The 11,033-nt window shown below is 60.2% G+C and carries 9 protein-coding genes and 1 pseudogene; 4 read left to right on the forward strand and 6 right to left on the reverse strand.

Features of this window, described 5'->3' with window-relative positions:
- The first annotated feature begins 83 nt into the window (after nt 1-83).
- Nucleotides 84-1,442: an MFS transporter gene (locus DIE17_RS31355; RefSeq protein WP_124489021.1), complete on the forward strand. Its 1,359-nt coding sequence runs from the start codon at nt 84-86 to the stop codon at nt 1,440-1,442.
- 132 nt (nt 1,443-1,574) lie between these two features.
- On the opposite strand, the gene DIE17_RS31360 is transcribed toward DIE17_RS31355, so the two are convergent.
- The 6 genes from DIE17_RS31360 to DIE17_RS31385 all read right to left on the reverse strand — a co-directional run bounded on the left by DIE17_RS31360 (nt 1,575) and on the right by DIE17_RS31385 (nt 8,686).
- On the reverse strand, nt 1,575-1,823 hold the full coding sequence (locus tag DIE17_RS31360) for a hypothetical protein (protein ID WP_044847536.1): 249 nt from the start codon (nt 1,821-1,823) through the stop codon (nt 1,575-1,577).
- A gap of 108 nt (nt 1,824-1,931) precedes the next feature.
- Complete coding sequence (locus tag DIE17_RS31365) at nt 1,932-2,549, reverse strand: LysE family translocator (protein ID WP_124489022.1); 618 nt, start codon at nt 2,547-2,549, stop codon at nt 1,932-1,934.
- Nucleotides 2,550-3,159: 610 nt separating this feature from the next.
- Nucleotides 3,160-4,278 carry a tyramine oxidase subunit B gene (locus DIE17_RS31370; protein WP_124921586.1) on the reverse strand — a complete coding sequence of 373 codons (1,119 nt, stop codon included), beginning with the start codon at nt 4,276-4,278 and terminating at the stop codon, nt 3,160-3,162.
- A gap of 61 nt (nt 4,279-4,339) precedes the next feature.
- Nucleotides 4,340-5,614, reverse strand: coding sequence for a phosphopyruvate hydratase (locus tag DIE17_RS31375; RefSeq protein ID WP_124524130.1), 1,275 nt, complete (start codon nt 5,612-5,614; stop codon nt 4,340-4,342).
- A gap of 1 nt (nt 5,615) precedes the next feature.
- Nucleotides 5,616-7,025 (reverse strand): glycerate kinase, encoded by a 1,410-nt coding sequence (locus DIE17_RS31380; RefSeq protein WP_124921587.1) that lies wholly within the window; start codon nt 7,023-7,025, stop codon nt 5,616-5,618.
- A gap of 257 nt (nt 7,026-7,282) precedes the next feature.
- The gene (locus DIE17_RS31385; RefSeq protein WP_042972937.1) at nt 7,283-8,686 is read right to left on the reverse strand and encodes a PLP-dependent aminotransferase family protein; all 1,404 of its coding nucleotides are present in this window, start codon (nt 8,684-8,686) and stop codon (nt 7,283-7,285) included.
- Nucleotides 8,687-8,847: 161 nt separating this feature from the next.
- Between DIE17_RS31385 and DIE17_RS31390 the strand changes: the two genes are divergently transcribed.
- From DIE17_RS31390 to DIE17_RS31400, 3 genes and pseudogenes are all read left to right on the forward strand, one after another.
- Nucleotides 8,848-9,621, forward strand: coding sequence for an aldolase (locus DIE17_RS31390; protein ID WP_124489026.1), 774 nt, complete (start codon nt 8,848-8,850; stop codon nt 9,619-9,621).
- Between the two features lie 97 nt (nt 9,622-9,718).
- On the forward strand, nt 9,719-10,855 hold the full coding sequence (locus DIE17_RS31395; RefSeq protein WP_124489027.1) for a branched-chain amino acid ABC transporter substrate-binding protein: 1,137 nt from the start codon (nt 9,719-9,721) through the stop codon (nt 10,853-10,855).
- Nucleotides 10,856-10,929: 74 nt separating this feature from the next.
- Nucleotides 10,930-11,033 (forward strand): annotated as a pseudogene (locus DIE17_RS31400) (branched-chain amino acid ABC transporter permease); the annotation flags it as partial.

Raw genomic sequence — 11,033 nt, forward strand, 5'->3', positions numbered from 1 at the left:
GCATGACGCGCCGGCGACGAATCGGCGCGCGTACAAGGAAAGGCGCGGCCATCAAGCTGCGTTGTTTACATAGGAGACACGCGATGAATCGCACACCCGTGGTCGATATCCAGACCTTCATCAACGAGCAGCCGTTCGGCGGCTTCCAGTGGCTCGTGTTCCTGATGTGTTTCGTGATCGTGCTGCTCGACGGCTTCGATACGGCCGCGATCGGCTTCATCGCACCTTCGCTGCTGGGCGAATGGAACCTCACCAAACCCGATCTCGCACCCGTGCTGAGCGCCGCGCTGTTCGGCCTCGCGTGCGGCGCGCTCGTGTCGGGCCCGCTGTCCGACCGCCTCGGGCGCCGCTCGCTGCTGCTCGGATCGGTGTTCCTGTTCGGCGTCGCGTGCTTCGTGTCCGCGTTCTCGAACACCATCGGACACCTGACGATCCTGCGTTTCATTACCGGCGTCGGGTTGGGCGCCGCGATGCCGAACGCGGTCACGATGATGGGCGAGTTCTGCCCGGACAAGCGCCGCGCGACCGTGATCAACCTGATGTTCTGCGGCTTCCCGCTCGGCGCCGCGTTCGGCGGTTTTCTCGCCGCGTGGATGATCCCGCATTTCGGCTGGCGCAGCGTGCTGATGCTCGGCGGTGTGACGCCGCTGCTGCTCGGCGTGCTGTTGCTGCTGAAGATGCCGGAATCGGTGCGCTTCATGGTCGCGCAAGGTCAGGGCGTCGAGCGGATCCGCGCGACGCTCGCACGGATCTCGCGCGACGCGCTGAACGCCGGCTCGTTCGCGATGACCGAAGCCGCGCCGCAGACGGGCGGCAAGGGGATCGGCGTCGTGGTGTCGCGCTCGTACATCGTCGGCTCGGTGATGCTGTGGATCGCGTATTTCATGGGCCTCGTGATCTTCTACGCGTCGATCAACTGGATGCCGATCCTGCTGAAGGATGCCGGTCTGACGCCGAAGAGCGCGACGCTGATCTCCGCGCTGTTCCCGCTCGGCGGCGTCGGCGCGGTGCTGTGCGGCGTGCTGATGGACCGTTTCAACGCGAACCGCGTGATTGCCGTGTGTTACGCGCTGACCGCGATCAGCGTGTATGCGATCGGGCAGGCGGCAGGCAATGTGGGGATGCTCGTGCTGGTCGTGTTCATCGCCGGCGTGCTGATGAACACCGCGCAATCGTCGATGCCGGCGCTTGCCGCCGCGTTCTATCCGACCGAAGGGCGCGGTACGGGCGTGGCATGGATGCTGGGTGTCGGCCGCTTCGGCGGGATCGCCGGGTCGTTCCTCGTCGCCGAACTGACGCGCCGGCACTTCTCGTTCGCGGGCGTGTTCGCGACGATCGCGGTCGCGGGCTTGCTCGCGTGCCTCGCGTTGCTGATCAAGCAGGCGGCGCGGCCGCACGGTGTCGCGCAGCCGTCCGGCAAGATCGAGTCGCTCGGGCATTGAGCGGATTCGGGGCCGGGGCGATGCGCCGGCCCTGCGTGTGTTCGGCATGCCGCGGCGGGTCGCAAGACGGCTCACACGCAACGACAGACCGGGCCGCTTCGGCGGCCCGTCGCCATTCCGGCCGCCGCGCCGCTACTCCTCCGCGTCGTGTTCCTTGACGAAGTTGCGCAGATACGCGCGCAGCGCGGCCTCCTGGCTGCGATGATCGGCAAGGTTCGCGGCGCCCAGCGCTTCCTCGTCGCCGAACAGCGTGGGCGGCGCGCAGTACGTACCCACTTCGATGTTCTCGCGCAGCACGCGGATCTCGTGCGTGAGCGGGTGGTACTCGGCGATCCAGTGCATGCCCTCGATGTGCTCGCCGGTCTTCAGCATTGGCTTCATCGGCCACCTCCATGCAGATGCGGCGCAACCGCCGCAGCGATTGCGCGCGCCCGTACCAAAAGGGTACGCCTGCACGGCGTGAAGCTCAACGGCTGTGCTCGTGAGCGCTTACTGCGGCAGCAGATGCGCGACGAGCGGATACAGCGACAGGATCAGCAGCACGGCCATCGTCACGTTGAAGATGCGCAGTGCGCGGCGGTTCGACAGGAAGCGGCGCAGGCCCTGGCCGAACGCGGCCCACAGGCTGATGCACGGAAAGCCGATCAGGATGAACACGACGGCCATCCACGCGGCGTTCATCCCGTAGTCGGCGGACAGGCGGATCGTCGTCGCGGCGGTCAGCACCATCATCCACGCCTTCGGATTGACCCACTGGAACGCGGCGGCTTCGAGGAACGTCATCGGCCGCGGCTTGGCGCCTTGCGCCTTCACTTCGCCGGACGTGCCGATGCGCCAGGCGAGGTACAGCAGGTACACGACGCTCGCGACTTCGAGGATCGTGTACAGGACCGGCACGCGGCGGAATGCTTCGCCGAGGCCGAAGCCGACGCACAGCATCAGGATCGCGACGCCGATGCTGATGCCGAACAGGTGCGGCATCGTGCGGCGGAAACCGAAATTGACGCCGGACGCGAGCAGCATCGTGTTGTTCGGGCCGGGCGTGATCGACGTGACGAGCGCGAACAGCATGCCGGCGGGCAATGCGCTGAGGGTGAGGAAGTCCATCGCGGATTCTCCATTCGTGTTCGGGACTGGGATGGAGTCAGTGTAGCGACGGTTTTCTGTACAGTACCGGTACAGTTAGCCTGGTGGTTGCCGGTACGGGGGAGGGTGGGAGGGTGGTGCGCGGGTATTTGTTGTTGTTGTCTCTCAGAAAAGATGTCCGCAGTCTCAATAAGTTGTCTTTGAATAAAAATTCATATCAATGTGGAATTTTCGTCGTATTCGCGAATTCACGCTGTTCCTGAGGTTTTTTTTCTGAAATTCAATGAAGTGCGCAAACTTATCATTGCGTCGAAGTGGAAAAAGTGCGTCGCGAGCGATGTAAATGACGAGGGGTGGCTAACACCTGAATGCTCAAAATCAACCTCTCACAGCTTGTCATTCAACACGGTTACTCAGATCAACGTGACCAATCGAGGCGGTCCGCTGCACGCAGCTTTGCCAAGAGTACTTGGTGCAAGCGGTCCCAAACCTCGATGCTCGCCAGCATTCGCCCGGCATGAGCCTTCGGCCTATGGCCGAAGGCTCAGGAAAGCCCCGACACTGGCGCTCGGCACCTTCCAGGGGGATCCAGGCGGCTCAATTGCCGGGAGCGCGATTCACGGCGACCCGATCAGAGAGCCGGCTTTTCCCACAAATTGAGGGGCGTGCCGATCTTCCTTTCCCGCGCGTTGTTATAGAGCTCCGTCCCCCAGCTGATGTCGAAAACCGCCATCCCGCATGCTATGAAGATGACACGCTCCTTCGTGCTCTCCCGGCCCGGCTTGTCGCCATTCACGACATGACCGAGGCTGGTCGAGTCAGGCAGGGCGGGCAGCTTGCCTGCATCGATCAGACGGAAGAACGGGCCGCCAATGACGCGGCTGTAGTAGCTTTCCTTATTGCCCGATGCGATTGCGTCCTCGACATAGGCTTCCTGCAGCGGGGTATGGTCGTATACGATCCTGGCGCCGGTCAGGAACGACTCGTCGGTATTGAACGGGCCCGAGACGAGAATGGTCGCGCCCTCCTTGATCCATTCGTCCTTGAAATAAAGCGGCTTAAGACGCGACGCTGCCACGGTGATGACATCTGCATCGCGGAAGCCTTGCTCGGCCTCATCGGTACCGACGGCGGTAATCCCGTACGTTTGCCGAACCCAACCGGCGAACTCGTTCGCCTTGTCGAGGAAGACGTCGAAACAGACGACGTGCTGGATCGAGCCGAGCTGGGTCATGATCGCGGTGAAGCACGCCTTGTTGATCGGGCCGCAACCGATAACAGACATACTTCTCGCATCTTGGTTGGCCAGATACTTTGCCGCCACTCCCGGCACGGCTCCGGTTCGGGCCGCGCTCAACAAGTTCGCCGACATCAGCGCCAGCGGCGCGCCCGTGTCCTTGTCATTGAGCATCATGGTCAAGATCGAGCGCGGCAGGCCTTTCTCGGCATTGGCGTGATTCGATCCGTACCATTTGTTGCCGCACACGTCGAAGCGACCGCCCAGATAACCGGGCATTGCAGCAAAGCGGCGGTCCGGACCGGCAACCGGCATGTTCGGGAACTTCGTCTCTTTCGGGAAGACGATGTTCATTCCGTGGTTATTGTGATTGGCGCCACCCATCAGATAGTCGCCTCTGCCGAGGAGTCCGAATGTCTCCTCGCATACGGACACGCAGCGCGCGGCATCCAGCACGCCAGCTGCGATCATGTCCGGCTCGGAAAGGTACAGAAAGTCGATTTTGGGATACATGGTGCAGACCTCGTCGAAAAAGGAAGATGTTGGGTGTCAAGCGTCGATCCCGACTCAGTGGTCAGAATCGGAGAAGTGGTGAAATGTCGTAGAGGCGGCAACCCGGGCTTCGCGCATTTGCCCGCAACAGAAAGTTGAGCTTTTCGATCCGCTCGCCGGAACGGGGGGCGCCATTCTTCTGGAGCGGAACTTCGAGGCCGACCGAAAAATCCATCACGACGTCATCCACGACACCACCGGAGCGGCCCGAGGGCACCGCGATCATTCCGTGTTGCAGCGCAAATCGATAGGCGTCCATCGCCTCCGTGATCGTTCCAACCTGGTTCGGCTTCAACACGAACCCGTCCACGGCACGAGTCTCGAAAGCCCGCTCAAGTAACGGGAGACTGGTGACCGTGAGATCGTCGCCCAGAATGATCGATCGTCGAATTTCTCGAACCGCCGTGCTGTAACCTTCCCAGTCGTTTTCATCGAGCAAATCCTCGATGAAGACCAAATTGAATTTCTCGGTCAGGAAGCGGGCATAGGCAATGAGTTCGGAGGTGGACACCCGTTTGCCTTTCAGCAGATACGTGCGGGTTTCCTTGTCGTACATCTCGCTTGACGCGCAATCGAGCGCAAACGCGATCCGGCCTGTACAGCCACAGGCATCGATGGCCTTTTGCATCAGCGTCAACACGACTTCCGGGTCATCCGAAGGAGCGGCGTAGCCATAGGAACTGGCGACTTGAGGTTTGTGGCCCAGATATTCGGTCAGTACATGGCCAAGCTTCTGAAACACGGCCACCGCCATTTCGATGGCGAAGTCGACACTGTCAGTGCCGTACGGCACGATCAGAAACTCGTTGAACGGCTGGGTGAGCCCATCGTATCGTCCGCCGTTGATCACGTTGAAGCATGGGACCGGCACGGTCCGGATGTCGCGGCCGGCGATGTGAGCGTACAGCGGAATCGATCGGGCATTCGCCGCCGTACGGAATGCCGCGATGGATACCGAGTAAATCGTGTTTCCGCCGAGGCGGGACTTATTGGGTGTGCCATCGAGCGCGATCATTTTTTCGTCGATCGCTCGCTGATCAAACACGTTCATGCCGATCAGCGCCGGACCAATTACATTGACCGCGTTGTCGACGGCGTTATGAACACTGAGCCCGTCGTAGGTCGCTGGATCGCCGTCCCTCAGGACGAACGATTCGTGCGTCCCGACGGAAGTGCCGGTGGGTGCCGCACCTCGACCAACCGCACCGCTTTGGGTGCGCACCTCGACTTCGACTGCGGGCCGGCACTTGCAATCGATGATCTGAAGTGCCCGGACGGATGTGATCTTGTCTTCCATGTCACTTGCTCCCGTTCGGTTCAGGAACATAAAGGATGTTCAAGTCACACAGGTTGGTACCGGTGTTGCCGGTGAAAACGGCGGAGTCGATCGACTCGAGTGCTTCGAAGCAGCTGTGCTCGCGCAGTGCCTGATAGAGGTTGATTCCCTTTACGGCAGCCGCGGTGAAGCTGGTCGAGTCCGTCATGCCTCCCGCCACCGTCGCCGTGCCGTCCGTGCCTTCGCTGTCGATCGACAGCAGGCAGGCACCCGTGGTTTTGGCCGCCGCGATAGCGAAACTTGCGGCCATTTCCTGGCCAGGCCCGCCGTGCCCCTTGATCACGCTGTTATCGTCGATAAGCGTCGTCACCTCACCGGAGCTGAGAAGCACGCAAGGGGGCTTGATCGGGTTGCCGTACGTCTGGATTTCGCGCGCCATCGACGCGAAGAAGGTGCCGGCGTCGCGACTTTCTCCTTCAAGGAACGACGACACGATCATTGCGGGGATACCCATCTCCTCGCAGACTGCCTTGGCGTAAATGCAGGAGTCGGGCAGCGTGTTGAGCAGGAAGTAGGTATTGTCCGGAAAGGCCTTCGGGGTCTCCGCGTCGGGGCCTGCGTTCATCAGATAGTCGACAACGCTCTTGGGCAGGCGATCGGCCACGTTGCGATTGATGATCGTGGCGCGAGCGTCGTCCAGGGTCGTCATGTCGGGACCGATCGGCGTGCTTTTGTAGGCTGCGTAGGGCACTGAAATGTCACCCGTGGCAGGCGATCCGACCGCGTCGCTGATGCCGAAGCCGATCAGTTCGGCACCCGTGCGCTGGATGCGCTGCGCCAACATCCCGCCGTTCAAGGCCGAGATGTGCCGGCGCACGGCATTGATCTCGTAAATGCCTGCACCGGATTTCAGCAGCACGTCCGTGGTATCGATCTCGTCCTGCAGGCTGATGCCTTCGATCGGACAGGACATGAGCGCCGAACTTCCGCCGCTGATCACCGCGATGAACAAGTCGTCTGGTCCGGCCTGATCGACGAGTTCGATGATTTGCTTCGATGCCCGATGGCCTTCTTCGTTCGGGAGGGGATGGCCGCCGACGAACACCTCGGTCTTGTTGAAACGGTCCGATTCTTCCCGGATTTTCACGATGGCAATACCGTGCGTCAGGTGGTCACCCAATACATGGTCGACTGCCATTGCCATGTGGTTGCAAGCCTTGCCGGCGCCGACCAGATAGACGTTTCGCTTGCGCGAAAGATCCCACGAGCGCGTTCCGATATGCAGTACGCTACCTTCCATGCGCATGATGCTTCGAATGCGCTGGTAGCTGTCGAGCCTGTCGAGTGTCCGGTCCGCGATATCGAGTACGATCCGCCGTGACGAAACGACGCCATTCGATAGGAGTGCTTTGTAATTTCGTATCTTTTTCATGCTGAAAATTGATCGGAGTTACCGCCGCATCGAAATCATGGGCGACGTGTTGTCCGTCAATTTATGCAATCGAGCTGAACAGATACATGCACACTGCGGTGGATCGCTAGATAACTGTAGAGGCCTTGTTGCCTGCACAGTTAAATCCGCGCACGGCGTGGACGCTAGCTCATGCGCGTGCCGACTCGAGCGGGTTCGAGAGATCACCGGTTCGTTGCGCGACGCCGATTCCCTGGCGGCTTCGTGACGAGACCGGGTCAGTGTGCAATGGCATGCGCCAGAAACGCATAAAGACGATCGAAGTTGCAGTGCGCAACATTGAATCGCAGCCAACTACTGGTTGGATTGGTGGCGTAGAAAAGATTGCCTGGCGCCAGAAGAATCTTGTGGTCGACAGCACGTACAGCGAGCTCGGCCGAATCGCAATTGATTCCCGCGGGCCGTGCCCATACGAACATTCCGGATCGAGGTTCGCAGAACACTTCAAAACCGATCGATTCAAGCCGGCGACAGGTCCGTTCCTGCGCGGTAGCGAGACGATCGCGCAATTGCTCGGCCTGCTTCCTGAAGTGTCCTTCGGACAGCACTGCATGTGCCAGTTGCTCCGTGATCGTCGGCGTCGACATTCCGGACACCAGCTTCTGGTAAAGCAAACCCTCGAGAAGCGCGGGCTCCGCGGCCACGAATCCCACGCGCAGGCCGGCACCGATGGTCTTTGAAAAGCTGCCGACATAGACCACTCGTTTCAATTGATCCATGGACGCGAGCGCGACTGAATTTCCGGACACCAGACCGGCAGAGACGTCGTCCTCGACGATGATGCAGTCGTAGCGCTCGGCAAGCTTCAGGACCTTGAATGCCGATGCCGAGCTGTAGCTCGCACCGGTCGGATTATGCAACCGCGTATTGGTGAAGAACACTTTGGGGCGATGAGTCTCGAACGCCTGCTCCATCGAAACGACGTCCGGACCGGTGGGTGTCATCGGAATCCCGACTGCCTTGATCCTGCGCAATCGCAATGCAACGAGCAGATCGCTGTAGCAGGGCTCGTCTACCAGCACGGTATCGCCCTCGCGCGTAAGGTGACGAATGGCGAGATCCAGCGCCTGGTTTGCGCCCAGCGTAGTGACGATGCCCGTGGAACTTGCCTCGATCTCGTGTTCCGCAAGTTGCCGCACGATTTGCTCACGCAACGGCTCATACCCCTTTGCGTGCCCGTACCCCAATAGCGATCGCGGCTGCGCCGCTACCTGTCTTAGCGCCCGCCCAAGGCCGTCCGCGTCGAACCATGCCTCTGGAATCCATCCCGAGCCTGCGTGAATCGTGCCTTCCGTTCCCTCCAGAACGTTACGCAGCGACCATCCATTCGTGAATTCCTCGTTGAGTTTCTCGATGGTCGGAGGTATCTCGCTACGGCTTCGATCCGCGACATAAAAGCCGGATCCACGCCGTGCCATCAAGACGCCTTGCGCCACCAGGCGATCGTATGCTTCGACGACCGTAAATGTCGACACGCCATGTGCCTCGGCGAATACGCGGATGCTCGGAACCTTGGCCCCGGACCGCCAGGTTCTTTCGTTCACCGTTGCCGTCAGCCCGGCCACGATCTGTTGAACCAGGGACGATTCCCCCTGGGGATCGAGCGTCAGTATCGGTTTCATCGCCGCACCTATCACATCAAAAATACCGGCCCATATAACCGTGCAGGCGACGAACCCAATACAGTTAGTCACCCTCGTTTTAAAGTGTACATGTATCCGTGCAGGTTTGATTCACTACATTGAAGGGGAATCGCATACGCATACTTGCACTGGACGACCCCATGGCACACGCCACCGATTTTTTTCCTGGATCGAAGACCGATGAGCTCGCGAATGCTCGCGACGATCTGGCCGCGGCATTTCGCATTGCCGCGCGCCTCGGCTTCCACGAGGGCACATGCAACCATTTCAGTCTCTTGCTCCCGGGCAGTCGGGAAACGTATCTGATCAATCCGTTCGGACTCAGCTTCGAAGAGATCCGACCGGCTGATTTGCTGCTCGTCGATTCCGCCGGCTCGGTAATCGACGGAGTCGGACGAGTCGAGAAAACCGCGCTCAACATCCATTCCCGAGTTCATCGCGCCTCGCCTGATGCCGCATGCGTACTTCATACGCACATGCCTTATGCCACGGCACTGACGACGCTCGACGGCTTTCGCCTCGAAATGTGCCATCAGAACAGCCTTCGCTTTTTCGATCGCATTGCCTACGACCGTGATCATTCGGAATACGGAGGACTTGCACTCAGCGAACAGGAAGGAGACCGGATTGCCGCCGCGTTGTCTTCCAGGCGTGTCCTGATGCTCGAGCACCACGGCGTGATAGTCACGGGCCCTTCGATTGCCGCGGCACTCGACGATCTCTACTACCTCGAACGAGCCGCCCAGGTCCAAATCCTCGCGATGTCGAGCGGGCGTCCGCTGAAACGCGTGAGCGACGAACTGGCTCGCCGGACTTCTCGTGAATTCGCCCGTGATCGAGATGAATATGCACGACTTCATTTTCGTTCGCTCAAGCGGCTTCTGGAATCTGCAGAACCGCACTGGCGGGACTGACTATCCCACGTCAAGCGCAATCGGCCATCTAGTGCCAGCGCTCCTGACGCTGCAACCATGTCGCCTACCCAATTTGCCCACGCCACGGAGGTTTCACATGAAGTACTGTCACAAACTCACCATCGCCACCCTGTTGCTCGGGGGAATCAGCCCCGCATTGATTTCTGCCGCGCATGCGGATCAGACTGTCAAGATCGGTGTCGCGGGCCCGTTGACGGGCGGCCAATCGAATTTCGGCAAGGACGATGAGCGAGGCGTGCGGCTGGCGATTGAAGAGCTGAATCGGACGCCGATCGTCGTCGACGGTCAATCCATCAAGTTCGAAATGCTGTCCGAGGACGATGCTGCAGATCCCAAAACGGGCGTCTCTGTCGCTCAGAAGCTCGTCGATTCGGGTGTGAAGGCGGTCATCGGCCACTACAACTCCGGCGTGACCATTCCCGCGTCCCGCATCTACAACAATGCGCGTGTTCCGATGATTACCGGCGCCGCTTCAAATCCGGCGATCACGCAGCAGAGCTTCCCGTATGTCTTCCGGCTTGCGGCCAATGACAACGTGATGGGCGCACGCATGGCCGAATATGCGGCAAAGGTATTGCATGCAAAACGCGTGGCGGTGATCGACGATCGCACGGCATACGGATCAGGCGTAGCTGACGTGTTTGCCGCGACGGCGAAGAAGAACGGTATCGACGTCGTCGCCAGGGAATATTCCAACGACAAGGCAACGGACTTCAACGCGATTCTGACGCACATCAAGGCTCAGCGCCCGGACGCGATCTTCTACGGCGGGTACTACGCGCAGGCAGCCGCCATCGGGCGACAGTCCAAGCAGTTGGGTCTTGCGGTTCCGGTGCTAGGCGGGGACGGGATCTGCTCGGTCGATATGCCGAAGCTGGCTGCCGGAACGCTGAATGGGCGGGGGTATTGCGCCGAAGGCGGCGCACCGCTCGCGACGTTGCCCGGTGGTCCGGAATTCGCGGCGCGGTATGAAAAGCAATTCGGTGTGAAGAACGATGTTTACTCGCCGGCATTCTATTCGGCCACGATGGTGGTCGCGCAGGCGATGAAGGCGGCGAATTCGACGGACCCCGAAAAGTTCGTTCCGATGCTCAAGCAAATCCAGTTCTCGACGCTGGTCGGAAAGGTCGCGTTCGACAAGAACGGTGAATGGATTGATGCGCCGGTGACCGTGTACAAAGTGTCGGGCGATAACCTCAGTCCGACGCAGTGATACTTCGAGCGAGAACGACGAGTAATCGGCGTTCTCGCATGCCGATCCAATAGTAATCAACTCTTGGGAGTGACATGGACATTTTTGTCCAACAAATTCTGAACGGGCTGGTGCTCGGCAGTGTGTACGCCATCATCGCGTTGGGTTACACGATGGTGTACGGCATTCTCGGCATCAT

It is taken from the genome of Burkholderia sp. Bp9099, assembly GCF_003857805.1.
GTDB lineage: Bacteria > Pseudomonadota > Gammaproteobacteria > Burkholderiales > Burkholderiaceae > Burkholderia.

Excerpts from the sequence above, each read along its gene's own strand:
- DIE17_RS31375 (WP_124524130.1), bottom strand. The coding sequence starts at position 5,614 with ATGGAAGACAAGATCACATCCGTCCGGGCACTTCAGATCATCGATTGC.
- DIE17_RS31370 (WP_124921586.1), bottom strand. The coding sequence starts at position 4,278 with ATGTATCCCAAAATCGACTTTCTGTACCTTTCCGAGCCGGACATGATC.
- DIE17_RS31385 (WP_042972937.1), bottom strand. The coding sequence starts at position 8,686 with ATGAAACCGATACTGACGCTCGATCCCCAGGGGGAATCGTCCCTGGTT.
- DIE17_RS31365 (WP_124489022.1), bottom strand. The coding sequence starts at position 2,549 with ATGGACTTCCTCACCCTCAGCGCATTGCCCGCCGGCATGCTGTTCGCG.
- DIE17_RS31355 (WP_124489021.1), top strand. The coding sequence starts at position 84 with ATGAATCGCACACCCGTGGTCGATATCCAGACCTTCATCAACGAGCAG.
- DIE17_RS31395 (WP_124489027.1), top strand. The coding sequence starts at position 9,719 with ATGAAGTACTGTCACAAACTCACCATCGCCACCCTGTTGCTCGGGGGA.
- DIE17_RS31390 (WP_124489026.1), top strand. The coding sequence starts at position 8,848 with ATGGCACACGCCACCGATTTTTTTCCTGGATCGAAGACCGATGAGCTC.
- DIE17_RS31380 (WP_124921587.1), bottom strand. The coding sequence starts at position 7,025 with ATGAAAAAGATACGAAATTACAAAGCACTCCTATCGAATGGCGTCGTT.
- DIE17_RS31360 (WP_044847536.1), bottom strand. The coding sequence starts at position 1,823 with ATGAAGCCAATGCTGAAGACCGGCGAGCACATCGAGGGCATGCACTGG.